This window comes from Methylomicrobium album BG8, assembly GCF_000214275.2.
Lineage (GTDB): Bacteria > Pseudomonadota > Gammaproteobacteria > Methylococcales > Methylomonadaceae > Methylomicrobium > Methylomicrobium agile.
Genome location: NZ_CM001475.1, coordinates 2291269 through 2317291, shown reverse-complemented (window position 1 = coordinate 2317291; position 26023 = coordinate 2291269). Strand labels below are relative to the sequence as shown.

Here is a 26023-nt window from a genome sequence, read left to right as displayed (position 1 = left end):
ATAGCCATACCGTACCTCGGTCGATGGGTTTCGGCTGACGCCTCCATCCATCCTACCTTCATCGGATATCTGCCTATAAAAAACAGACGGCAGGCCGGTCCGCCTGCCGCCCGGACTCGAAAGACCGCTTATTTGAACACCGCGGCCGGGAATTGCATCGTCATGCAGTGCAGACTGCCGTATTGATGCACCAGCGGCCGGCAGGGAGTCGGAATGATCTTGCGGTCCGGAAAACAGCCGGCCAGCCGTTCCAGCGCAACCGCATCCGTCGGGTCGTCGTAAATCGGCACCATGATCGCCTCGTTGATGATCAGGAAGTTCGAATAATTGGCCGGCAACTGGCGGCCTTCTTCGTCGAAGATCGCTTTCGGCAACGGCAGCGGAACCAGATGATAGGGCTTGTTTCCCCAGGTGCTCAGGGATTGAAGCTGGCTCTCCATGCGCTTCAGGCTCTCGTAGAGCGGATTGGTCTCGTCGTCGGCGGAGGTATAAGCAATCGTATGCGCATTGCAGAACCGTGCCAGCGTATCGATATGCGCGTCGGTGTCGTCGCCTGGCAAATTCGGCTGGTCGATCCAGATCACGCGCGAAGCGCCGAAAATCAGGCCGAGTTCGCGCTCGATCTCGTGTTTGGTCAACCCCTTGTTGCGGTTTGGATTCAGCAGGCACTGGCGGGTGGTCATGACCGTATCCTTACCGTCGCTTTCGACACTGCCGCCTTCGAGAATGAAATCGACGTCGCGGGTTTTTACGCCATGGAATAAGGCGGCGGCCAGCAAATTGCGGTTCAGCGCATCGTCGTGTTCATACGCATACTTTCCGCCCCAGCCGTTGAAGCGCAGGTTCACCAGCACCGGCATGCCGTCGTCTTCGACGGTCAGAAAGACCGTGTCGCGGACCCAGATGTCGTTGACCTGCGCATGGATGAAAACGATATTATGATTTATGCCGATCAGCCCGCGTATCCGGTTTTCGTGAACCTCGTCGCGGCAGACGATGAACAGCTTTTGATACTGGCTGATCGTTTCCGCGATGAAACGGTATGAAGATTCCACCTCGTCGAGATGGATGAAATCGCCGGTTTCATGCGGCCATGCAATCAAAACGGCGGATTGAGGTTCCCATTCGGCTGGAAATCGAATCATGGTTGTGAGTTCCCTAAAGTTAGCATTTCCCTGGCATGTGCCAGAGTGTTTTCGGTGAGATTGACGCCGCCCAGCATTCGGGCGACCTCCAGAATGCGTGCTTCGCCGTCGAGCACGCGCACGGTCGACGACGTGATGTCGGTCTGCTGGTTCTTCGCGACGAACAGATGATGATGCGCCTGCGCGGCCACTTGCGGGAGATGGGTCACACACATCACTTGGCGGTCGCGGCTCAAGCTTCTGAGCTTCTGGCCGACGATTTCCGCAATGCCGCCGCCGATGCCCGAATCGACTTCGTCGAAGATCATCGTCGGCGTGGTCCTGTCGCTCGAGGTCGTGACCTGAATCGCCAGACTGATCCGCGCAAGCTCCCCGCCGGAGGCGACCTTCGCCAGGGGTTTCGGCGGCATGCCCGGATTTGCGCTAACCAGAAACTCGATCCTGTCGAGCCCGTTCGGTTTCGGCTCGCGGCTGTCGGGCTCGCTCAATTCGACCCGAAACTCGCCCTGCGGCATGCCGAGCTCCTTGATCATCGCCGAAATCTGCTGCCCGAGCCTGGTGGCGCTTTCACGCCGCTTTTCAGTCAATTCGACCGCCAGTTGGCGGTATTGTTCGAGATATTTGGCGACGTCCGCTTCGAGTTCGCCGAGCCTTTCTTCGCTGTGCGTCAGGTTGTCGAGCTCATGCGCCAGCTTTTGCGCGAGCTCCGGCAAATCCTCCGGAGCGGCATGGTGTTTCCGGCTCAGGCTCTGGATCATTCCGATCCGGCTTTCGAGTTCTTCCAGGCGTTTCGGGTCGGCTTCCTGCAATTCGAGAAAGCGGCGCAGGTCGAGCGCGGCTTCTTCGACCTGGATCTGCGCCTCCGCAAGCAGGGAACACACGCCGTTCAGTTCCGGCGCGAAACGGGCCAGATGAGTTAATTCGCTCACGCAGTGGCCAAGCATCCGCAGCACCGACACCTGGTCGTTTTCGTACAGCACGTCGAGCTGCTGCTGGCCGCTGCTTAGAATGTGGCCCAGGTTGGCCAACTTGCTGTGCTCGTCGGACAAGGCCTGGTAATCGAAATGCGCGAGGTCGAGCTGGGCCAGTTCATCAAGCTGATAGCGCAGCAATTCCTCGCGCTCACTGTGGTCCAGGCTGGCTTTTCTCAGTGCGGATAGCTCCCGGTGCGCCTGATGCCATTGCCGGTAACAGGCGTTTAGCCGGTCGAGCAGCGGCTGGTTTTTCGCGAACGCATCGAGCAGGCGGCGCTGTTCGTCCGCGCCGAGCAACGTCAGATGCGCGTGCTGGCCGTGGATTTCGACCAGTTTTTCGCTGAGCTCCTGCAGCGATTGCAGGGTGACCGGGCGGTTGTTGATATACGCCTTTGAACGGCCGTCATCGCTTACGACCCGCCGGATCAGGCACCTGTCGTCGTCGTCGAGTTCGTTCTCGGCCAGCCAGTCGCGTGCGAACGGCGCATCGTCAAGATCGAATTCGAGATTGATTTCCGCGCGTTTCGCCTCCGGTCGTACATAGCCCGAATCGGCGCGGTCGCCGAGCGCGAGCCCGAGCGCGGTCAACAGAATCGATTTGCCGGCCCCGGTTTCGCCGGTTAAAACCGACATGCCTTTTTCGAGATCGAGGTCGAGCGACTTGACTACGGCCAGATCGAGAATATTCAAATTCAACAGCATTGCGCCCTCACCCATTGCTCCAGTTCAGTTTTTCGCGGAGGATATGGAAAAAATCGTGATCTTCCGGGTGCAAAATTCTAATCGGTTTCGGGTCTTTCTTAATCAGGATCTTGTCGCTGATCAATACGTCAGGAATCTGCAGCTGATCGCAGGTAACCAAGGCATTGATTTGCTTGTTCTGGCAAAAGCTCAGCTCGATCTCGGCGCTGTCGTCGATCACGATCGGCCGGTTCGACATCGTGTGCGGATTCAGCGGCACCAGGACCAAAGCGTTCAGCGACGGCGACAGGATCGGCCCGCCGGCGGACAGCGCGTAAGCGGTCGAACCGGTCGGGGTCGACACGATCAAGCCATCGGAGCGCTGGGAATTTAGGAAGACGCCGTCGATCCGGGTGACGATCTCGATCATGCTCGGCGTGACCCAGCGGTGTACCGCAACTTCGTTCAGCGCGGTCTGTTCGTGAATGACCTCGCCTTCGCGGACGATCTTCGCGCGCAGAAAATAGCGCTCTTCGGCCTTATAACGGCCTTCGAGGATCGCATGCAGGCGGCCGGGCAATTCGTCCGGCGAAATATCGACCAGAAAGCCCAAACGGCCAAGATTGATCCCGATCAACGGAATGTCGAAATGCGCGATCGCGCGGGCAGCGGCCAGAAACGTGCCGTCGCCGCCAACCGCGATTACCAGGTCGCAATGCTGACCCAGCGTCTCAGGCGGTTCCGCCTTGATCGGCCTGCTGTCGATACTATCAATACAAACGGCGCTGTCAGTCGCTAGGATCACTCGATAACCGCTGCCGAGCAGATGATCGTAAAGCAGCGACAATGTATCGGCAATGCTGGGATCGCTGGGTTTGCCGATGATGCCGATGGTGTTGAAAGAAGTCCGCATGGGTCGATAGGAGCCGGTAAATCTGGCGATTATACAAAAAAATTGCTTTTGCATTCGTGTTATTGCCGACAGGCGTTTTCGTAGTCGCAAGGAGCGATACGCTCGGCGGGTTCTCCCCTAATTGAACATTTACGAAAGTCATCTCGAATACAAGCGTCAAAAAAATAAGAATCTATTATCAGATAATAGTAAATATCCCCCGGCAAAGCCGGGGGCTTTATGTTGTGAACCGCTCAAAGCGGTATAAGGGGTCGCTAACGCGGCCCCTAATTTAATAGCCACCTCAAGGTGGCGTTCAGTTCCAAAGATTCAATTGTTCAATTCGCTGGTCTTCTTGTTCCTGGTGCCGTATGTATTCTCGGATCATCGTTTCATCTCGACCCACCGTCGAAACAAAGTAACCCCGCGCCCAAAAGTGTTGCCCCACAAAATTTCGTTTCTTCTCTCCATAAACCCGCGCCAAATGGATGGCGCTCTTCCCTTTGACGAAACCGATCACTTGCGACACCGCATACTTCGGCGGTATCGCAATCAACATATGGACATGATCTGGCATCAAATGCCCTTCCAGTATCCGGCTTTCTTTCTGGCTCGCCAGCCTTCGAAAGACCTCTCCCAAATGCTGACGCAATGCTTTATACAAAGTGCGTCGCCGGCATTTCGGGATAAATACCACATGATATTTGCACTCCCAGCGGGAGTGACTTAAGCTTTCATTCTCGTCCATCAGGTTCTCCTCTATCGTGTACTTGGCGGTTCACGATGCTGAGTTTCCTGATGGACTCCGCTGAATGTCAAACTTTCGCTGTCTCCCCGGCAGAGCCGGGGGATTTCTCATTATTGGTTAATATTTATCAGATATCGATTCAGGCTGTCGTAAATCGCTTACAGGGTAAGCGTGTATGATCCCTATTCCTTGGATTTAATGAGCGCGGGGGCTTAGCTGGGATCAAGTCTGCGTAGATGTGAATCAATTAGCACCCGCACTATATCCCGCACTATATATAGTGTGATTAGCCTGGCTTAATCGAGCCGTCCGGTTGACAACTGGTCCTGTTATTGCTAATTTGTTCAGTTGGCACTCGTATTCAGAGAGTGCTAATAACGATTTCTGTTAGAGGTGAGTGTGAGTCATCCGCAACTAAACGAACGTTCCCTGCAATCGCTGAAAGCGTTGATCGAGCGTTATATCAGTGATGGGCAGCCGGTCGGCTCGCGCGTGCTGGCAAAAGATTCAGACTTGAAGCTGAGCCCGGCCACCATTCGCAACGTCATGGCCGACCTCGAGGACATGGGGTTGATCCATTCGCCGCATACTTCCGCCGGCCGGGTGCCGACGGTCAGTGGATACCGGCTTTTCGTCGACAGCCTACTGACGGTCAAGCCGTTGGCGCTCCAGGAAATCACCCGTCTGCAGGGGAGTCTGTCCCGGATCGAGGATAGGGGACAGACGCTCGAGGCGGCTTCGCGCCTGCTTTCCGAACTGTCGCAGATGGCCGGCGTGGTTACTCTGCCGAAGCGGGAAATGCTGTATCTGCGCCATATCGAATTCCTGCCGTTATCTCATTCGCGGGTACTGGTCATCTTCGTAACCAACGAACAGGAAGTGCATAACAAGATCATTCATACTTCCCGCCTGTTCAGTCCGGCCGAATTGCAGCAGGCAGCCAACTATCTGAATTCGGTGTATTCCGGACGCAGCCTGGCGGCGGTACGCGATGCCGTATTGAAAGAACTGCAGGATGACCGCGAACAGATGAACCAGTTGATGCTCGATGCGATCAAGATGGCGCAGATGGCTTTCGAACCAGACGAAAAGAAAGAAGATTTCGTGCTGAGCGGCGAAACCAATCTGATGGGATTTTCCGAATTGTCGGACCGCGACCGGCTGCGCAGCCTGTTCGAAGCGTTCAGCCAGAAACAGAGCGTGATCCATTTGCTCGATCAGTGCATGAAAGCCGACGGCGTACAGATTTTCATCGGCGAAGAATCCGGCTACGAGGCCTTCGACCATTGCAGCCTGGTGACCTCCTCCTATTCGGTCAGCGACGAAGTGGTCGGCGTGCTCGGCGTGATCGGACCGACCCGAATGGCCTACGAAAAAATCATCCCGTATGTGGACATTACTGCAAAATTATTGAGCGCAGCCTTGAATCCGAAATCCGCATCCCCATCATAGCCCCTATGATAATTTCGGGTGCCCCCAACCGGGCATATAACCATTTTTTGCAGGATCTTTTGAATGAGTAACGAACAGGAAAACTTGGAAACCCAAGTAAAAACCGAGGCCCGGCCTGAGGTGCAGAACCAGGCTGCGGCGGAAGCCGAAGCGCCGGCAACCGAACTGGCCGAGCAAGAGCCGACGGTAGAACAGTTGCAGGCAAAACTGGACGATGCCGAACGAAAAGCTCAGGAAAGCCGGGACAAGGCGGTCAGAACGGTCGCCGAAATGGAAAATCTCCGCAAAAGAACCCAGCGGGACATCGAAAGCGCGCGCAAATACGCGCTCGAGAATTTCGCAAAAGCCTTGTTGCCGGTCATGGATAGCCTGGTACTCGGCCTGCAGGCCGCTACCGGCGACAGCCCGGAAGTGCAGAAATTCCGCGAAGGCACCGAACTGACCTTGAAGCAACTCGAGGCGGTATTCAATAAATTCAACATCGAAACCGTCGATCCGCTCGGACAGCCTTTCAATGCCGAACAGCATCAGGCGATGATGATGCAGGAAATCGAAGGCGCCGAGCCGAATACGGTCGTCAACGTCTTCCAGAAAGGCTATACGCTGAATGGCCGTTTGCTCCGTCCGGCGATGGTGGTGGTCGCGAAAGCGCCGCAAAAACCGTCGCAGGATACCCCGATTATCGATGAACAGGCTTGAACTCGCATAAACAGGCCCCATATTGCAAATCAACGTTAACCATCTAAACAAATTCAAGTCTGGAGCATTCAATGGCTAAAATTATCGGAATAGATTTAGGCACGACCAACTCTTGCGTGGCGGTGCTCGAAAACGGCGTCGCGAAAGTGATCGAAAACAGCGAAGGGGCGCGCACCACGCCGTCGATCATCGCCTTCACCAATGACGACGAAGTGCTGGTCGGCCAGTCCGCCAAACGTCAGGCGGTCACCAATCCGAAAAATACTCTGTTCGCGATCAAGCGTCTGATCGGCCGCCGCTTCAAGGACGATGTCGTACAAAAAGACATCCACATGGTGCCTTATAAAATCGTCGAAGCCGAAAACGGCGACGCCTGGGTCGAGGTGCACGGCAAGAAAATGGCGGCGCCGGAAATTTCCGCGCGTGTCTTGATGAAGCTGAAAAAAGACGCCGAAGCGTATCTGGGCGAGGAAGTGAAGGAAGCGGTCATTACCGTGCCGGCTTATTTCAACGACTCGCAACGCCAGGCGACCAAAGACGCGGGCCGTATCGCGGGCCTCGAAGTCAAGCGGATCATCAACGAGCCGACCGCTTCGGCGCTGGCGTTCGGGATGGACAAGCCGAAAGGCGACACCAAAATTGCGGTGTATGACCTCGGCGGCGGCACGTTCGACATTTCGATCATCGAAATCGCCGAAATCGAAGGCGAACACCAGTTCGAAGTGTTGTCGACCAACGGCGACACCTTCCTCGGCGGGGAAGACTTCGACGCACGGATCATCGAATATCTGGCGACCGAATTCAAAAAGGAAAGCGGCGTTGATCTGCACAACGACCCGCTGGCGCTGCAACGTCTGAAAGAAGCGGCCGAAAAAGCGAAGATCGAATTGTCTTCGGCTCAGCAAACCGACGTGAACCTGCCTTACATTACGGCCGATGCCACGGGTCCGAAGCATTTGAATGTAAAACTGACCCGCGCCAAGCTCGAATCGCTGGTCGAAGACTTGATCCTGAAGACCAAAGGCCCTTGCGAAATCGCGCTGAAAGACGCGGGCCTGAAGGCATCCGAAATCCATGACGTGATTCTGGTCGGCGGCCAGACCCGGATGCCGAAGGTCCAGGAAATGGTCAAATCGATCTTCGGCAAGGAACCGCGCAAAGACGTGAACCCCGACGAAGCGGTCGCACTCGGTGCGGCGATCCAGGCCGGCGTACTCGGCGGCGAAGTCAAGGACGTGTTGTTGCTCGACGTGATTCCGTTGTCTTTGGGGATCGAAACGCTCGGCGGTGTAATGACCAAGCTGATCGAGAAAAACACCACGATCCCGACCAACGCGTCGCAAGTGTTTTCGACCGCGGACGACAACCAGACCGCGGTGACCGTGCACGTGCTGCAGGGCGAGCGCGAAGTCGCTTCCGCGAATAAATCGCTGGGCCGTTTCGACCTGACCGACATTCCGCCTGCGCCGCGCGGTATTCCGCAAATCGAAGTGTCTTTCGACATCGATGCGAACGGTATTCTGAACGTGTCGGCCAAGGACAAGGCCACCGGCAAGAAGCAATCGATCGTGATCAAGGCGTCCAGCGGTTTGTCCGACTCGGAAGTCGAGCGGATGATCAAGGATGCGGAAGCGCATGCGGAAGAAGACCGCAAACTGGCCGAACTGGTCGGCACGCGCAACCATGCGGACAGTCTGATCCATGCCACCGAAAAATCGGTCAAGGAACTGGGCGACCAGGTCGGCAGCGACGAAAAAGAAGCCATCGAAAAAGCGGTCGAGGAACTGAAACAGGCCTGCAAGGGCGACAGCAAGTCCGAAATCGAAAGCAAAACGAATGCATTGACCGAACTGTCGGGTAAACTGGCCGAGCGCGTTTATGCGCAAAAATCGGCTTCCGAAGGCGGCGCCGAGGCCGGCGCGCATTCCGCTTCGGGCCATGCGGCCGATGACGGCGTCGTGGATGCAGAGTTTGAAGAAGTCAAGGACGACAAGAAAGGCTAAAACTTTGTAGGGTGGGCGGCGCTTTTCCGCCCACCGGTTTCATCCGCAAAACGGTGGGCAAACGGTGCGACTGTTCGCCTGCCCTACATTTTCCTTGCAGGAACAGACGCTCGGCTGTTCCTGCAATTTTGTTTAAAGCCACTCATAACAACACATGGCAAAAGAAGATTATTACAAACTTCTCGGCGTGGACAGGAATGCCAGCGATGAAGAAATCAAGAAAAGCTACCGCAAGCTGGCGATGAAATATCATCCCGACCGGAACAAGGACGATCCTCAAAAAGCGGAAGCCAAATTCAAACAGATCAAAGAAGCTTACGAAATTTTGTCGGACGCGAAAAAACGCGCGGCTTACGACCAGTTCGGCCATGCGGGGGTCGAGTCGGGCATGGGTGGCGGCCGCTACGGCGGCGGTTTTGGCACGGAAAGTTTCAGCGACGTATTCGGCGACATGTTTGGCGATATTTTCGGCGGCGGCGGTCGCTCGCGCGGCGGCGCGCAGCGCGGCGCCGACCTGCGGTACAATCTGGAACTGACGCTCGAAGAAGCGGTGGCCGGCACCGAAGCGAAGATTCGTGTACAGGTGCTGGTAACCTGTAACGAATGCTCGGGCAGCGGGGCCCGGAAAGGCACCTCGCCGGTGATCTGCTCGACCTGCCACGGCCACGGCCAGATCCGGATGCAGCAAGGCTTCTTTGCGGTACAGCAAACCTGCCCGACCTGCCGCGGCACCGGCAAGCAAATCAAAGACCCTTGCGGCAAATGCTACGGACAGGGCCGCGTGCAGGATACCAAAACACTGTCGGCCAAGATTCCGGCCGGCGTCGATACCGGCGACCGGATCCGCCTGTCCGGCGAAGGCGAAGCGGGCGAGCAAGGGGGACCTCCTGGCGATCTGTACGTGCAGATTCAGGTCAAGGATCACCCGATTTTTACCCGCGACGGAGCCAATCTATACTGCGAAGTGCCGATCAGCTTCCCGACCGCCTGCCTGGGCGGCGAGCTGGAAGTGCCGACGCTCGACGGCAAGGTCAATCTGAAAATTCCTCCCGAAACGCAGACCGGCAAATTGTTCCGCCTGCGCGGCAAGGGCGTGAAACCGGTCCGCGGCGGTCCAGTCGGCGATTTGTTGTGCCGGGTGCAGGTCGAAACGCCGGTGCATCTGACCAAGGAACAAAAAGAGCTGATCGCGAAGCTGAATGAATCGCTGATGGGGGGCGGCAAGCATCATAGCCCGCAGGAGCATTCGTTCATGGACGGCGTAAAGAATTTTTTCGATAAATTGACAGGATAAGCAAAATGCTTCGAATTGCAGTCGCGGGCGTTTCCGGCCGCATGGGATCTTGTTTGGTCAAGGCGGCCGATGCGTCGGCCTATGCCGAGTTTACCGCCGCCCTATCGCGGCCCGGTAGTCTGGCGGTCGGCAAGGATGCGGGCGAACTGGCCGGCATGGGCACTATCGGCATCAATGTTGTGGACGATCTGTCGGCAGTGCTCGATCAATTCGACCTGTTGATCGACTTTACCCGCCCCGATACCTCGATGACACTGATAGAACAATGCCGGGCAGCCGGCAAAAAGCTAGTGATCGGTACGACTGGCTATACGCCGGAACAGAAACTCACGGTCGAGCGTGCCGCCGAGGATATCGCGATCGTGCTGTCGCCGAACATGAGCGTCGGGGTGAACCTATCGCTGAAACTGCTTGAAATGACCGCCCGGGTGATGGGCGACGAGAGCGACATCGAAATCATCGAGGCGCATCACCGTCACAAGGTCGACGCGCCGTCCGGCACCGCGCTTCGGATGGGCGAAGTGATCGCCGCGGCGCTGGACCGTGACTTGAAGGAATGCGCGATTTACGGCCGCGAGGGCCACACCGGCGCGCGCGACCGCAAGACGATCGGCTTTTCGACGATTCGCGCGGGAGACATTGTCGGCGATCATACCGTGATGTTTGCGGACGACGGAGAACGGGTCGAAATCACCCATAAAGCGACCAGCCGGATGACGTTTGCAAACGGCGCGGTGCGCGCGGCATTATGGCTGAAGGATAAGCCGAACGGCCTGTACGACATGCAGGACGTGCTGGGGTTGAAAAACCTCGGCTAAATTCAAAAAAAACCTCTGTTTCGGCAAGGCTCGGCAATCGGGCCTCGCTTCTTTTTCTCCGAAATATATTCCCTGATTGTCTTGCGGTGCGGCGAGTGACGATTGCCCTCGTCCGGTATCCTCGCTTGCTATCTTTGTAAAGCCGTCCCGGCCTCGCAGGAAAAAGCCCGGACGTTCCGAACGAAAGGCAGTTCCATCGGTCTCCGATATCACGTTCCAGATGTTGCGCCAACAATGGGCCTTCGATGAATTATTTTCCTTAAAAAAAATGTTGTTTTTTACCGCCAAAAAAACCATAATATTTGTGCGGTTTATAATAACAATCCTCAGAGGAGAAAAATCATGGCACTCATCACCTGGACAGCAGAACAATTCGGAACCCATGTCGGCTTTGCGGACCAAGAGCATCAAGTCCTGTTCGGCAAACTGAACAAACTGTACGATCTGGCAACGGGAGGCGCCGAACGGTCGGCGGTGGGTTCTCAGCTCGACGACCTGATTGCATACGTGGTCGAACATTTCGCGCATGAAGAAAAAGAAATGGCCGCGGCCGGGTTTGCCGGTTTCGGCGCGCATAAGGCCGAACACGATGCGCTGGTGAATATCTGCGCCGATCTGCAGAAAAAATTCCATGCCGGACAGGCGGAAGTAACCGAAGATGTCGGCCAGATGGTCAAAGGCTGGCTGGATCACCACATTCCGACTTTCGACAAAGGTTATGCGGTTGTTTTAAAATAAAAAAAGCCAGCAACGGATACGGAGGCGGCCCCACTGCCTCCGTGCTGGACCGGGAAACCCGCCAATCTCCCGGGGCATTCGCTTCGGAAGGGCAGAAAAGCGGCGCCCTGCCTCACCTTTTCCCTACTGCCGCAGATCCTTGATCACACGCACGACTTCAGGTTCGGAGGGAATTTCTTCGATGCCGAAGCCGAGTTTGCTGACGAACGACAGCATCGGCTTGTTCACGGTCAAGACTTCCCCTTCGAGATAGGCGATGCCCTTGAATTTGGCGGTACGCATCAGCATTTTCATCAAGCGGGTACCGATGCCTTTACACTGGCTGTCGTCGGAAACGACCAGCGCGAACTCGGCCGAGCGCCCGTCCGGGTTTATGATATAGCGCCCGACACCGAGCTCCTTCGGCGGGTTTTCCTGTTCGGAAACCGCGATAAACGCCATTTCGCGATCGTAGTCGATCTGGGTAAAGCGCACGATCATCTCCGGCGTCAGCTCCTGCAACGCCTGCATGAAACGGAAATATTTACTGCGTTCGGACAGCCGGTGCACGAAATCCTTTTCCAGATCGCCGTCTTCCGGCCTGATCGGCCGGATCATGATATTGACGCCGCTGGCGAGCTGGTAATGCTCGGTCAACTCGTGCGGATAAGGATGGATCGCCATATGCGAATACGGTATCAGCTCATGCGATAACTGCACCTTGATTCGCGCATCGACCGCCATCACGCCGTGTTCATCCGCAATCAGCGGATTGATGTCCAATTCGAGAATTTCCGGCAACTCGCTGACCATCGTCGAAATGTTCAGCATCGCATCGATCAAGGCTTTGCCATGGATCGGCGGCAATTGCCGGAATGCGCCCAGATACTTCGCCGCTTTCGTCTTTGCGATCATTTGCCCCGCCATGTAGGCGTTCAGCGGCGGCAACGCAACCGACTTGTCCCGCAGAATTTCGACCATCGTTCCGCCAAGCCCGAAACTGATCGCCGGACCGAACACCGGATCGCGGATCGCTCCGACCATCAATTCACGCCCGCTGGAAGAGCCGTACATCGGCTCGACGGTCATTATGATTTCGTTGATGTCCGGATGCTTCTTACGAATCGCAGATTCCATTTCGGCAAAAACGCTGGCCAGCACCTGCACGCTGCGGATATTCAGCCTGACGCCGCCGATGTCGGATTTATGGCTGAATTCGGCCATGTTCACTTTCAGAACAACCGGAAACCCCATCGTTTCGGCCGCGATCATCGCATCTTTTACATTCGCGACTTTGATCGTTTGCGTCACCGGAATCCGGAACGCCGCCAGGATCGCTTTCGATTCCTGGGTCGTCATCGTCTGGCGCCCTTCGGCCAACACGCGCTCGATGATCAGCCGCGCGCCTTCGACATCGGGTACGGGGAGTTCTTCCGCGAGCGAAGGAATCTGTTTGAGCAGGATCTGGTGGTCGTGGTATTTGGCCAGAAACGAAAAAGCATCGACCGCGACTTCCGGCGTGTCGAAATGCGCCACGCGGGAGTTCTCGAACAAAGCCCTGCCCTCCTCGACCTTGGAGCCGCCGGTCCAGGACGCGAGCACCGGCTTAGTGGAATTCTTTGCCGCCTCGATCACGCATTGCGCGGTCCGGGTCGGGTTCGTCATCGCCTGCGGTGTCAAAATCACCAGTACGCCGTCGACATTCGGCTCTTGCAGGCAGATTTCCAGCACACCCCGGAAGTGTTCGGGCGTCGCGTCGCCGAGAATGTCGATCGGATTGCCGTGCGACCAGTGCGCAGGCAGCACCCCGTTCAACGCCTCGATTCCGGCCGGACTCAGCTCGGCCATTTTGACCCCGACGTCGCCGGCCCGGTCGGTGCTCATCACGCCGGGTCCTCCGGCATTGGTGACGATCGCGAGGCGCGCCAGCCCGACCTGATAATTGTTGACCAGGATCCGCGCCGCCGAAAACAGTTCCGCGATGCTATACACCCGGACCACCCCGGCACGCTCGATCGCCGCATCGAAGACATCGTCGCCGCCGACCATCGCTCCGGTGTGGGACATCGCGGCCTTCGAGCCGGCTTCGTGGCGGCCGGACTTGATCAGGATGACCGGCTTCAGCCGCGCCGCGACTTTCAGGCCGCTCAAAAAGCGGCGCGCGTCGCGAATGCCTTCGACGTACATCAAAATGCCGGTCGTCCGGGTATCCAGCGCCAGATAGTCCAGGACCTCGCCGAAGTCGATATCGGCCGCACCGCCCATCGACACCACTGTCGAAAAGCCGATGTCGTTCTGCTGCGCCCAGTCCAGAATCGCGGTGCAGACCGCGCCCGATTGCGACAACAGCGCCAGATTGCCGTCCTTGACGGGGCCGTCGCCGAAGGTCGCATTCAGGCGGCTGCCCGGCCGGACCACGCCGAGACAGTTCGGGCCGATGATCCGGATCCCGAAACGGCGCGCAATGTCCAGAATCTCGCCCTGCAGCCGTTTGCCTTCCGCGCCGAGTTCGCCGAAACCGGCGCTGATGATGATCACGCTGCCGATGCCTTTGTCTCCGCATTGATGGACGAGGCCGGGCACGGTAGCGGCCGGGGTAGCGATCACGGCCAGCTCTATCTCCTCGGGAATCGCATTGAGGTCGGGATAGACCTTGCAGCCGAGCAACGTTTCATGCTTCGGGTTGACCGGATAAATGCCGCCTTTGAATCCTCCCTCCAGCACGTTCAGCAGCAGGCGATGCCCGACACTGTCGGGACGCTCGGAGGCGCCGATGATCGCGACCGAGCGGGGAGAGAAAAAACGGCTGAGATAATGAGGGCCCATAATGCTCCGACAAGGGTAATCCGGGGATCGAAAAAATTTTAGCATCGAAAAAGCACAATTCGTGTATTTATTGCCGATTAAAATCCAGACTGGAGTAAAATGCCGTTATCGATCAATCCATATTAACGTTAGATTTATGTTGCAAAACAAATTGATACTGAACTCCGCCCTGCTCGCCAATCTGGTGGTCGGCGGCGGGCTGAGCGGCTGCGCATCCGATCCGACCCAGCCGGCAAAGGACGAATGGGAAGGCTGGAACCGCAACGTTCACGGTTTTAACGACGATCTGGACAAGGCCGTCATCAAGCCCGTCGCAAAAGGATACCAGGAATATGTGCCGGACCCCGTCAATCAGAGCGTGACCAACTTTTTCGGCAATATCAACGATATCGGCATCACCCTGAACGACTTCTTCCAGCTCAAAATGCTGCAGGGCGGCATGGATCTGAGCCGTTTTCTGATCAACACGACCGCCGGAGTCGGCGGACTGTTCGATGTCGCGTCGAAAATCAATCTGCCCAAGCACAACGAGGATTTCGGACAGACCCTGGGCTTTTGGGGCATGCCTTCAGGCAATTATCTGGTATTGCCTCTGTTGGGCCCGAGCTCGCCGCGGGATGCGGTCGGCCTGCTCGGCGACGCCCTGCTGAACCCTTTGACTTATATCTCCTTCGGAAGCAGCGCGGCGGTCGGCGCGGCAATCACCGGGGCCAAGGCGGTCGAGGTCACCGATGCGCGCGCCGATCTGCTCACTTCCGAGAAGATCGTCGATGAAGCGGCGGTCGACCGCTACGATTTCATTAAAAACGCCTATCAGCAAAACCGCGAATATCTTGTCTATGACGGCAATCCGCCGGAACAAAATGCTGACGATATCGATCTAGAGGAAGCGATAACGGGCAGCGGCAAAACGGATCAGACCTACGCTGCGCCATCCTCGGCGGCCGACTCGGGCTTGCCTCCGGTGACGCAAGGCACCAACAACCTCGGACGTACGAACGATCAATCGGGCCCCGCGCCGGTCGTCAATCATTCACGGCGGCTACTCGAACTGATGCCGTCGGAATAAATGAACCCGGTATAAATGAACAAGGATTCATTCCATGAGCAAACCGTCCTATCCCGAAAACTGGCACGACATCGATATTGGGCTTTATTCCCGATCGGTCAAGATTTTCAATCAAGTACGTAAATTGCTCAGCGTCAAAATGAAGCTGCATACTGCGGACCAGGTCGAGAAGGGCGACATTTTTCTGTTCAACCATTTTTCGCGCTTCGAAACCTTCATCCCGCAATTTTTGATTTACGAAAAGACGGGAGCTTACTGCTGCGCGATCGCTTCCGGCGAATTTTTCAGGGAAGACAATGTACTGTCCCGCTATTTGAGCAATGTCGGATGCTTTCCGCACAATCATCCGCGCCTGTTTCAATTGCTCGCCGCGCAGATTCTGCGCGGCCGCAAGGTGATCATCTTTCCGGAAGGGGGCATGGTCAAGGACCACCGGGTGATGGACGTGAAAGGCCATTACAGCGTCTATTCCCGGCTCACGGGCGAACGGCGCAAGCATCATACCGGCGCCGCGGTATTGGCGCAGGGCCTCGAGATCTTCAAGGAAATGATTCGGACCGCCTATCAGGAAAAGAATCATGCGCAACTGGTGCGTTGGAAGGAGCAGCTCGAACTCGACAGCCTGGACCAGTTGCTGACTTCCGCGCTCAAACCCACGCTGATCATTCCTTCCAATATCACGTTTTACCCGATCAGGACGTCCGAAAACTTACTGCTGACCAGCGTCGAGCTGTTTTCCGGCGGCTTGTCCATGCGCCAGACCGAGGAACTGCTGGTCGAAGGCAATATCATTTTCAGAAACACCGACATGGACATCCGGATGGGCATGCCGGTCAATCCGCAGCAAGACTGGAGCTGGAGCACCAAAGCGCTGCAAGACCTGGTGGCGGCCGAGTTGACGTCCCTGGACGATATTTTCACGATGCCGCTGGCGCCCAAAAACTGGAAGCACAAGCTGCTCGGCTCTCTGCTGAAGTCCTCTTCCAATATGACGCGCAACCGCTATATGGAAGAAATCTATGCCAACGTCACGATCAACCTGAGCCATCTGGCTTCGACCCTGATCATGCATTGCATCGAAAACAGCCTGCTGCTGATCGAGCGCCAACGCTTTTACAACGCGCTGTACATCGGCGTGAAGAAGCTCCAGACCAACACGGCCATCCATCTGCATCGAAGCCTGCTGAATCCGAACTATTACCGAAACCTGAACATCGGCACCAATCAGAGTTTCGAGCATTTCATCAATATCGCCAAATTATCCGATTTGATCGTCGAAGAAGGCGAGTATTACCGTTTCCTGCCCAAATTGCTCGAAGAGCATGATTTCGACCTGATCCGTCTGGAAAACCTGATCGCGGTTTACAACAACGAGGCCGAACCGATCGCCGCAGTCAGCAAGACGATGATCGAGGCACTGGCCGAATGCGACCGGCTCGACCCCGAAGAACTCGCCGGCTGGCGGTTCGAAGACGAACAGATGGATCTGAAGTGGGAGCTTCACAAATACACCAAACCAGTCTACGAAGACATCAACGACCACGAAACCGCCACCGAAGACCCCTCGCCTTTTCTGCTCCAGCCGGTCGAAGAAAACGGCATCGGCGTGCTGCTGATTCACGGCCTGCTCGCCAGTCCGGCGGAGATGAAAGGCTATGGCGTCCACCTGATGCACCAGGGCTATACGGTGATGGGCGTCCGTTTGAAAGGGCACGGTTCTTCGCCTTACGCGCTGCGGGACCAAAGCTGGGAAGACTGGTATACTTCGGTCGTCAACGGCTTCGAAATCCTGAAACTGCACTGTCGGAAGATCGTGGTGACCGGGTTTTCCACCGGCGGCGCCCTGGCATTGAAGTTGGCCTCCGAAAATCGCCCGGATATCCTCGGCGTCAGCGTCGCGGCGGTCCCGTTGAAATTCATCAATCCGACTTTCATGCTGATCCCTTTCCTGCACGGTACGAACAAGTTTGTAGACTGGGTATCTTCCTACGAAGGAGTCAAGCCATTCCTGGAGAATGTCTCGGAACATCCGCGCGTCAATTACCGGAACGTGCCGGTCCGTTGCCTTTATGAATTACGGCTTCTGATTCAGCATATGGACGAATTTTTACCCAAGATCGAAATTCCGGTCTTGATCGTTCATGGCGACCATGACCCTGTGGTTTCAGTCAAAAGCGCTTCGGAAATCATGCAGAAAATCAAAGCCCCGGACAGGCAGTTAAAGATACTGAAATCGAACCGGCACGGCATCATCATGGAAAACATCGACGGCATGTGGAAAATCAACGATGACTTTATTATTCATTGCGCGAGTGAAACAAAAGCCGCCGAATTCAGTCGGATTGAGTAAAAATCGTCTTTAGAACCCTGCGGTGAACCGAGCAGCGGCCACCGAAGCAATGCCGTCTCATCCGGCCGGGAGCGATCAACCCATTTTACACCCTACCCATTCCGCTACCGTGACCGTCACCCGGTAAAAAATCAATCCTACTGCATATAAACAGGAGTCGAATTTATGAAAAACGTGGTTATCTCCGGCTATTGTCGGTCACCGTTTACCCCGGCCAACAAGGGCGTGCTGAGCAAAGTCCGCCCCGACGACCTTGCGGCCCAGGTCATAAAAGGATTGATCGACAAAACCGGCGTCGATCCCGCCGACATCGAAGATCTGATTCTCGGCTGCGCCTTTCCGGAAGGCGAACAGGGCATGAACGTCGCCCGGATCGTCGGGCAGATCGCCGAGCTGCCGGTCACCGTCGCCGGCACCACGGTCAACCGGTTCTGCGGCTCGTCGATGCAGTCGATCCATATCGCGGCCGGCGCGATTCAATGGAACGCGGGCGACGCGTTCATCTGCGCCGGCGTCGAGTCGATGTCGCGTGTTCCGATGGGCGGCTTCAACTACATGCCCAATCCGGCGCTCTACCGGAATTATCCGGAAGTCTATATCAGCATGGGCGACACGGCCGAAAATCTGGCCAGGCAATATAACCTCTCGCGCGAAGAACAGGAGTCTTTCGCACTGCTGAGCCAGGAAAGAACTTACAACGCGCAGCTAAAAAACCATTTCCTCGACGAAATCGTTCCGATCCGGACACCGCTGGGGCCGGTGGACCAAGACGGCTGCCTGCGTCCCGACTCGAACGCGGCCGGTTTGGCCCAATTGCCGCCCGCGTTTCAGACCGGCGGCACCGTCACCGCCGGCACTTCGTCGCCGTTGACCGACGGCGCGGCCGCGGTGCTGGTATGCAGCGAAGCGTATGCCGATGCCCACAACCTGCCCAAGCTCGCCCGGATCAAGTCGATCGCGGTATCGGGCTGCGCGCCCGAAATCATGGGCATGGGCCCGGTTTCCGCGACCGAGAAAGCCTTGAAACGTGCAGGGCTCGATCTCGACGACATCGATATCGTCGAACTGAACGAAGCTTTTTCCGCGCAATTTCTCGCCGTTTTGAAAGCGATGCCGATCCCGATTCATAAGCTCAATCTCGACGGCGGCGCGATCGCGCTGGGCCATCCGCTCGGCGCGAGCGGCGCCCGGATTACCGGCAAGGCGGCCAGCCTCCTGGTCCGCGAAGGCAAACGTTACGCGCTGGCCACCCAGTGCATCGGCGGCGGCCAGGGCATTGCCACGATACTGGAGGCGATCCGATGAACATTCAACATGCCGCCGTGGTCGGCGCGGGCGTGATGGGCGCCAGCATCGCCGCCCATCTCAGTAACGCCGGCTGCAAAGTGATGCTGCTGGACATCGTGCCGGAGAATGCTTCGGACCGTTCGGTCATCGCAAAAACCGCGATCGAAAAACTGCTGAAGGCCGACCCGGCGCCGTTCATGCATAAAGACAACGCGAAGCTGATCACGCCCGGCAATATCGAGGACGACCTGCCGAAATTGGCGGAGGTCGACTGGGTAATCGAAGCGGTCATCGAAGACCCCCGCATCAAAAAATCGCTGTACCAAAAACTGGACACGGTGTGCCGAAATGATTGCGTAATTTCCTCGAACACTTCCACCCTGCCCTTGCGTCTGCTGGTCAAGGACCTGCCCGAAAGCTTCCGGCAACGCTTCCTGATCACGCATTTTTTCAATCCGCCGCGCTACATGCGCCTGCTTGAGCTGGTGTCGAGCCCAGAAACACGGCCGGATCTGCTCGAAGCGGTTAAACGGTTTGCCGACATCGAGCTCGGCAAAAATTGCGTAGTCTGTCACGATACGCCAGGCTTCATCGGCAACCGGATCGGCATCTACTGGACCCTTTGCGGCCTGCATGAAGCGATCGCGCTCGATCTGACCGTCGAGCAGGCCGATGCGGTGATTTCGATGCCTTTCGGAATTCCGAAAACCGGGGTTTTCGGCCTGCTCGACCTGGTCGGCCTCGACCTGATTCCGCATATTCTGACCAGCATGAAACAGGCCCTGCCGCCGGGCGATCCGTTTCATGAACTCGGCGAACTGCCGCAAGTCGTGCAGAAGATGATCGCCGACGGCTATACCGGCCGCAAAGGCAAAGGCGGCTTCTACCGGTTGAATAAACAGGGCGGCGGCAAGATCAAGGAATCGGTCGACCTTAAAACCGGCCATTACGCCCCTTCGGTAAAACCCGATACGAACGCCTTGCAGGAAGCGCAAAAAACCGGTTTTCAGGCGCTGCTGTCGAATTCGGACCCGGCTGCGGTTTTCGCTTGGCGGGTGATGTCGAAAACGCTCGGTTACGCGGCGAGCCTCGCGCCCGAAATCAGCGACGATATTGCCGCCATCGATGCGGCAATGCGCGACGGCTACAACTGGAAATCCGGCCCGTTCGAACTGCTCGCTCGGATCGGGGTCGCCTGGTTTGTCGATAAATTGCAATCCGAAAACCGGCCCGTACCGCCGCTGTTGGCGAACAAGCAGCCGCTCTACAAGGCCGAAGCCGGCAAATTGCAGGCGGAAGGTTTCGACGGCGCTTATCGTCCGGTGACACGGGCTCCCGGTATCGAATTACTGTCCGACGTCAAACTGCGCGGTGTCCCGGTGTTGCAAAACCGCTCGGCCAGTCTCTGGGATGCGGGCGACGGCGTCGCCTGCCTGGAATTCCACAGCAAAATGAATACGCTCGACATGGAGATCATGGAACTGATCCGCCAAAGCGTCGACAAAGTGCAAAACGGCTTCAGGGCGCTGGTGATTCACAACGAAGGCGAAAATTTCTCGGCCGGCGCCAATCTCGGCCTGCTGATGCAGGCGATCCACAACCAGGACTGGGACAGCGTCGCCGGTTTGATTAGCACCGGCCAACAGACTTACCAGGTGCTGAAATATGCCCCGTTCCCGGTCGTCGGCGCGCCAAGCGGCCTGGCCTTGGGCGGCGGCTGCGAAATCCTGCTGCACTGCGACGCGATCCAGGCTCATGCGGAACTTTACATGGGCCTCGTCGAAGTCGGCGTCGGCCTGATTCCGGGCTGGGGCGGTTGCAAGGAATACCTCAGGCGCTGGATCGCCTTTCCGAAAAAACCGGGCGGCCCGATTCCGCCACTGGTAAAGGCGTTCCAAACGGTCAGCCTGGCGACCGTCTCGAAATCGGCGGCCGATGCGAAAGAACTGCTCTACCTGGGCAAGAACGACGGCATCACAATGAACAAATTGCGCCTGCTGGCCGATGCGAAGGCAAAGGCGCTGGCGCTGGCCGAAAACTATGTCCCGCCGCAGCCGGTCGTATTTTCGTTGCCCGGCAAGACAGCCCGCGTGATGCTGAACATGGGCGTCAAAGCCTATCATGCGCTCGGCAAGACCACCGATTACGACCTCGTGGTGCTCAGCCAACTGGCCAGGGTGCTCAGCGGCGGCGACGCCGATATCACCCAGCCGTTGACCGAAGACGACATTCTCGCGTTAGAATGCGAAGCGTTCGTCGAACTGGTCAAGCAGCCGGGCACGCTGGCCAGGCTCGACCATATGCTGAAAACCGGCAAGCCGCTGAGAAATTGACTTTAGGATGCGGCTAAAAATAATTTTCTGAAATGGAGCCTAATTGTCCCCACGCAGAAGGCTCGTCGTGATACCCCCATTGGACAGCCTAATACCCATACATGGACCGGCAGGAGTTCAAAGCAAGCTTTGAACTCCGATGCAGTGCAGTTTGGCTGGGCTTGGGTATAAGAACTATAAAAATGAAGTGTCTGTAAACGCGGCGCTTCCGACAGCAACAGGAGAAATCGTCATGCTCTGGTTCATTGCTTTAATCGCCCTGGTATTGGCAGTCTGCTACCGGCGCACTTCCTTATTGATGGCCACCTGGGTGATAGGCCTGTGGCTGATGGCCTACCTATTGGCCTATGGCGTAACGCCTTTCAGCCAGGGCTTATGGGCTTTGTATCTGCTCATCTTCATGCCGCTGAACATCAATACCCTGCGCATGAAATGGATCAGCCGGCCGATGTTCAAACTGATGAAAGCGGCCTTGCCGCCGATGTCGCAGACTGAGCGGGAAGCGCTCGAAGCCGGCACGGTCTGGTGGGACGCGGAACTGTTCTCGGGCAAGCCGAACTGGAAAATGCTGCAGGACCTGCCCCCCACCCGCCTGTCCGCCGAGGAACAGGCTTTCATCGACGGGCCGGTCGAAACCCTGTGCGCGATGCTGAACGACTGGGACATCACCCGCAACCGGATGGACTTGCCCCAGGAAGTCTGGGACTAGATCAAACGCGAAAAATTTTGCGGGATGATCATCCCGAAGCGCTACGGCGGCCTCGAATTTTCCGAAATGGCGCATTCGGAAGTGGTGATGAAGCTTTCGAGCCGCAGCTCGACCGCCGCGGTGACCGTAATGGTACCCAACTCGCTCGGGCCTGCGAAGCTGCTGCTGGTCTACGGCACCGAGGAGCAAAAAAACCATTATCTGCCGCGTCTTGCGAACGGCGAGGAAATTCCGGCCTTCGCGCTGACCGGTCCGCACGCCGGAAGCGACGCGGGCGCGATGCCCGATACCGGCATCGTCTGTTACCAGGACTTCAAAGGCCGAAAAACCCTCGGTATCCGGTTGAACTGGGAAAAACGCTACATCACGCTTGGCCCTGTCGCGACCGTTTTGGGTTTGGCGTTCAAACTCTACGACCCTGACCATTTAATAGGCGGCAGGGAAAATATCGGCATCACCCTCGCACTGATTCCGACCCATACGCCGGGCATATCGATCGGCCGCCGGCATTTTCCGCTCGACTCCGCCTTCCAGAACGGCCCGAACGGGGGCAAGGACGTATTCATTCCGATGGACTGGGTGATCGGCGGGATCGATCAGATCGGCAACGGCTGGAAAATGCTGATGCAGTGCCTCGCGACCGGACGCGCGATCTCATTGCCCGCGCTCAGCGTCGGCGGCGCCAAATTCACCAGCCGCAATACCGGCGCGTATGCGCGCATCCGCAAACAGTTCAACGTGCCGATCGGCGAATTCGAAGGCGTCGAAGAGCCGCTCGCGCACCTGGCAGGCCAGACCTACCTGATGGACGCCGCGCGCAAGGTCACCTGCGCCGCGCTCGACCAGGGCGAAAAGCCGTCGGTGATCTCCGCGATTCTGAAATACGAACTGACCGAGAGGATGCGCAAGGTGATCAACGACGGGATGGACATCCAGGGCGGCTCCGGCATCTGCCTGGGGCCGCGGAACTATCTCGGCCGTCTGTACGAGGTGATTCCGGTCGGCATCACCGTCGAAGGCGCGAACATCCTGACCCGCACGATGATGATTTTCGGCCAGGGCGCGATCCGCTGCCATCCTTACATTCAAAAGGAAATGGCCGTTTTGAACCGGAGCGATGCCGAAGCCGCCGCCGAACAATTCGACCGGATACTGTTCGAACACATCGGTTTTTTCATGCGCAACCTGGCTGCCAGCTTCTGGTTCGGACTGAGTGGTGGCCGCCTGGCTTCGATGCCCGGCGACAGGCACACCAAGCGCTATTATCGGAAAATCGCCCGTTTCAGCGCCGGTTTCGCGCTGCTGGCAGACTTTGCTTTGTTGACGCTGGGCGGCGCCCTGAAGCGACGGGAACGGCTGTCCGGCCGCTTCGCCGACGCGCTCGGCAACCTGTATCTGTGCTCCTGCGCACTGAAGCACTACCAGAACGAAGGCGGCAGCGAAGACGACCTGCCCTTGCTGGACTGGGCCTGCCAACAGAGCCTGTATCAAACACAGCAAGCCCTGACGGAAATCTTGTGGAAGCTGCCGATGCGCCCTGCCGTCTGGCTGCTGCGCCTGTTCATCTTCCCGCTCGGCAAACCCTGCCTGCCGCCCGGCGAGCGGCTGATTCACCAAACTGCGTCGGTTCTTCTAACCGAATCGCCCGCGCGCGACCGCCTGACACAAGGTATCTACATCAACAACCAGCCGGACGATCCGACCGGCCGGATCGAAGTCGCATTCAAGGCCGTGCTCGCCGCCGCACCGGTCGAAGCGAAGATCCGCCAGGCGCAAAAGAAAAAGCTGCTAAGCAAAGGCGATCCCTCGCATGCCGCCGCCGAAGCCCTGGCAAAAGGCCTCCTCACCGAACTGGAAGCCGGCCTGATCGACGCCGCCAACAAAGCCCGGCTCGCGGCGATCACGGTGGACGATTTCAGCCCGGAAGAATTGACTGGGATCGAGAAAGCGTAAAATTTTTGTGGGCGCATTAGCGCCCTGCAGGGTGTATCTATTCGGTAATCCCCGCTCTCGCCGGACAGAGAGCGGAAGGTTTACAAATCATTCAAGTTCGGAAATTTGCTGGAGCCAAAGGAAATCGGCTCCAGTAGACATCATCCGCGTACTGAGGGCAGTTCGTTAATTTCGCTCGACCAGAGACACGTCTCTCACCGCCCCCCTGGCGGCAGATGTAGCCATGGCGGCATAGGCTCTGAGCGCTGCCGACACGTTGCGCTGGCGATTGACGGGTTTCCAAGCCCTTGGGCCTTTGGCGATCATCGCCGCGCGGCGGCGCTCAAGCTCTTCGACAGACACGGCCAGATGGATACGGCGATTGGGAATATCGATTTCTATCGTATCGCCTTCTTCCACCAAACCGATGGCGCCGCCCTCGGCCGCCTCGGGCGAGGCGTGGCCGATACTCAGGCCGGACGTGCCGCCGGAAAAACGGCCATCGGTGAGCAGTGCGCAGGTTTTGCCCAAGCCCTTGGACTTCAGATAACTGGTCGGATACAGCATTTCCTGCATGCCGGGGCCGCCTTTCGGGCCTTCGTACCGGATCACAACCACGTCGCCCGGCTGGATTTGATCGCCAAGAATGCCGGTAACCGCAGCATCCTGGCTTTCGAAGACACGGGCACGGCCGGTAAACTTGAGGATGCTATCGTCTACCCCGGCCGTCTTGACGATGCAACCATCCAGCGCAATATTGCCGTGCAATACCGCCAGGCCGCCGTCCTGGGAATAAGCGTGCGCTTTGTCGCGGATACAGCCGTTGACGCGGTCGTCGTCCAATTCCGGATAGCGCCGGGACTGCGAAAAGGCGACCGTAGTGGGTATTCCGCCGGGTGCGGCGCGAAAAAACGTCTTGACCGCTTCGTCCCGGGTACGCTGAATGTCCCATTGTTCCAGCGCGGTACCCAGGGTGACGCTATGCACGGTCGGCACCTCGCGATTGATGACGCCGGCGCGATCGAGTTCCCCCAAAATGCCCATCACGCCGCCGGCGCGGTGAACGTCTTCCATATGATATTTCTGTGTAGCCGGTGCGACCTTGCACAGGCAGGGCACGCGCCGCGAAATCGTATCGATGTCCGACATGGTAAAATCGACTCCGGCCTCGTGCGCCGCCGCCAGCAAGTGCAGCACGGTATTGGTGGAACCGCCCATGGCCACATCCAGACTCATGGCATTTTGAAACGCTTCGAATGTCGCGATCGAGCGCGGCAGCACACTGGCATCGTCTTGCTCATAATAACGCTTGGCCAGTTCGACGATCAGGCGGCCGGCGCGCAGGAACAACTGCTCGCGGTCGGCGTGCGTGGCCACCAGCGATCCGTTGCCGGGCAAACTGAGTCCCAGCGCTTCGGTCAGACAATTCATGGAGTTGGCCGTAAACATGCCTGAGCAAGAGCCGCAGGTTGGACACGCGGACCGTTCCACCGCAGCCACTTCCTCGTCGCTGACGCGATCGTCGGCCGCTTCCACCATCGCATCCACCAGATCCAGCGCGCGAATTTCGCCTCTCCAGTTAACCTTGCCCGCTTCCATGGGGCCGCCGGACACGAACACCACAGGAATGTTCAGGCGCAACGCGGCCATCATCATGCCCGGGGTGATTTTGTCGCAATTGGAAATGCAGACCAAGGCGTCGGCACAGTGCGCGTTGACCATGTACTCCACACTGTCGGCGATCAGGTCGCGGCTAGGCAAGCTGTAAAGCATCCCCTCATGACCCATGGCGATACCATCGTCCACCGCTATGGTATTGAATTCCTTGGCCACGCCTCCGGCTTTTTCGATTTCTCTCGCGACCAGCTGGCCCATATCTTTCAGATGCACATGACCGGGCACGAATTGAGTAAAGGAATTGGCAATAGCGATGATCGGTTTGGAAAAGTCTTCGTCTTTCATGCCGGTGGCGCGCCACAAGGCGCGTGCACCCGACATGTTGCGACCGGAAGTGCTGGTATGGGAACGGTATTGGGGCATAATAAATCTCGAAGGACCTTAATGTTTGGAATTGAAGCTTTAGATAATACCCCA

Annotated in this window: 18 protein-coding genes; 12 read left to right on the top strand and 6 right to left on the bottom strand. The window is 57.4% G+C overall.

All coding sequences use genetic code 11. From position 1 onward, the window contains the following. Nucleotides 1-128: 128 nt before the first annotated feature. From METAL_RS09965 to tnpA, 4 genes are all read right to left on the bottom strand, one after another. Entirely contained in the window at nucleotides 129-1145 is a 1017-nt protein-coding gene (locus METAL_RS09965; protein ID WP_005371993.1) for an agmatine deiminase family protein, read from the bottom strand. After that, nucleotides 1142-2821, bottom strand: a complete 1680-nt coding sequence (recN, locus tag METAL_RS09960) for a DNA repair protein RecN (protein WP_005371992.1) — start codon at nucleotides 2819-2821, stop codon at nucleotides 1142-1144. Before recN ends, METAL_RS09965 begins: the two co-directional genes overlap by 4 nt. Nucleotides 2822-2828: 7 nt before the next feature. Continuing rightward, nucleotides 2829-3713 (bottom strand): NAD(+) kinase, encoded by an 885-nt coding sequence (locus METAL_RS09955; protein ID WP_005371990.1) that lies wholly within the window; start codon nucleotides 3711-3713, stop codon nucleotides 2829-2831. A gap of 295 nt (nucleotides 3714-4008) precedes the next feature. Further along, nucleotides 4009-4440 (bottom strand): IS200/IS605 family transposase, encoded by a 432-nt coding sequence (gene tnpA / locus METAL_RS09950; protein ID WP_005371989.1) that lies wholly within the window; start codon nucleotides 4438-4440, stop codon nucleotides 4009-4011. A gap of 399 nt (nucleotides 4441-4839) precedes the next feature. On the opposite strand from tnpA, the gene hrcA reads away from it, so the two are divergent. From hrcA to METAL_RS09920, 6 genes are all read left to right on the top strand, one after another. Beyond that, a complete protein-coding gene (gene hrcA, locus METAL_RS09945) occupies nucleotides 4840-5892 on the top strand; it encodes a heat-inducible transcriptional repressor HrcA (protein WP_005371987.1) in 1053 nt (350 codons plus the stop codon). A gap of 63 nt (nucleotides 5893-5955) precedes the next feature. Beyond that, nucleotides 5956-6591: a nucleotide exchange factor GrpE gene (grpE, locus tag METAL_RS09940; protein ID WP_005371985.1), complete on the top strand. Its 636-nt coding sequence runs from the start codon at nucleotides 5956-5958 to the stop codon at nucleotides 6589-6591. A gap of 71 nt (nucleotides 6592-6662) precedes the next feature. Continuing rightward, nucleotides 6663-8594 carry a molecular chaperone DnaK gene (gene dnaK / locus METAL_RS09935; protein WP_005371983.1) on the top strand — a complete coding sequence of 644 codons (1932 nt, stop codon included), beginning with the start codon at nucleotides 6663-6665 and terminating at the stop codon, nucleotides 8592-8594. A gap of 154 nt (nucleotides 8595-8748) precedes the next feature. Beyond that, nucleotides 8749-9888 (top strand): molecular chaperone DnaJ, encoded by a 1140-nt coding sequence (dnaJ, locus tag METAL_RS09930; RefSeq protein ID WP_005371981.1) that lies wholly within the window; start codon nucleotides 8749-8751, stop codon nucleotides 9886-9888. Between the two features lie 5 nt (nucleotides 9889-9893). Next, nucleotides 9894-10706 (top strand): 4-hydroxy-tetrahydrodipicolinate reductase, encoded by an 813-nt coding sequence (gene dapB / locus METAL_RS09925; protein ID WP_005371976.1) that lies wholly within the window; start codon nucleotides 9894-9896, stop codon nucleotides 10704-10706. Nucleotides 10707-11048: 342 nt separating this feature from the next. After that, a complete protein-coding gene (locus METAL_RS09920; protein WP_005371974.1) occupies nucleotides 11049-11444 on the top strand; it encodes a bacteriohemerythrin in 396 nt (131 codons plus the stop codon). Between the two features lie 123 nt (nucleotides 11445-11567). Here the strand turns inward: METAL_RS09920 and METAL_RS09915 are convergent, their stop codons facing one another. Further along, a complete protein-coding gene (locus METAL_RS09915; protein WP_005371968.1) occupies nucleotides 11568-14249 on the bottom strand; it encodes a bifunctional acetate--CoA ligase family protein/GNAT family N-acetyltransferase in 2682 nt (893 codons plus the stop codon). A gap of 136 nt (nucleotides 14250-14385) precedes the next feature. On the opposite strand from METAL_RS09915, the gene METAL_RS09910 reads away from it, so the two are divergent. The 6 genes from METAL_RS09910 to METAL_RS09890 all read left to right on the top strand — a co-directional run bounded on the left by METAL_RS09910 (nucleotide 14386) and on the right by METAL_RS09890 (nucleotide 23950). Next, nucleotides 14386-15318, top strand: a complete 933-nt coding sequence (locus tag METAL_RS09910; RefSeq protein WP_005371966.1) for an MlaA family lipoprotein — start codon at nucleotides 14386-14388, stop codon at nucleotides 15316-15318. Between the two features lie 34 nt (nucleotides 15319-15352). Beyond that, nucleotides 15353-17668, top strand: a complete 2316-nt coding sequence (locus METAL_RS09905) for an alpha/beta fold hydrolase (protein ID WP_005371965.1) — start codon at nucleotides 15353-15355, stop codon at nucleotides 17666-17668. A gap of 165 nt (nucleotides 17669-17833) precedes the next feature. Next, nucleotides 17834-18973 carry a thiolase family protein gene (locus tag METAL_RS09900; RefSeq protein WP_005371962.1) on the top strand — a complete coding sequence of 380 codons (1140 nt, stop codon included), beginning with the start codon at nucleotides 17834-17836 and terminating at the stop codon, nucleotides 18971-18973. Next, nucleotides 18970-21288, top strand: coding sequence for a 3-hydroxyacyl-CoA dehydrogenase/enoyl-CoA hydratase family protein (locus METAL_RS09895; protein ID WP_005371954.1), 2319 nt, complete (start codon nucleotides 18970-18972; stop codon nucleotides 21286-21288). The genes METAL_RS09900 and METAL_RS09895 overlap by 4 nt, the downstream gene beginning before the upstream one ends. A gap of 232 nt (nucleotides 21289-21520) precedes the next feature. After that, a complete protein-coding gene (locus METAL_RS21560; RefSeq protein ID WP_245549337.1) occupies nucleotides 21521-21997 on the top strand; it encodes a hypothetical protein in 477 nt (158 codons plus the stop codon). Next, the gene (locus METAL_RS09890) at nucleotides 21998-23950 is read left to right on the top strand and encodes an acyl-CoA dehydrogenase (protein WP_281023991.1); all 1953 of its coding nucleotides are present in this window, start codon (nucleotides 21998-22000) and stop codon (nucleotides 23948-23950) included. Between the two features lie 165 nt (nucleotides 23951-24115). Here the strand turns inward: METAL_RS09890 and ilvD are convergent, their stop codons facing one another. Next, the gene (gene ilvD / locus METAL_RS09885; protein WP_005371952.1) at nucleotides 24116-25969 is read right to left on the bottom strand and encodes a dihydroxy-acid dehydratase; all 1854 of its coding nucleotides are present in this window, start codon (nucleotides 25967-25969) and stop codon (nucleotides 24116-24118) included. Nucleotides 25970-26023 lie beyond the last annotated feature (54 nt).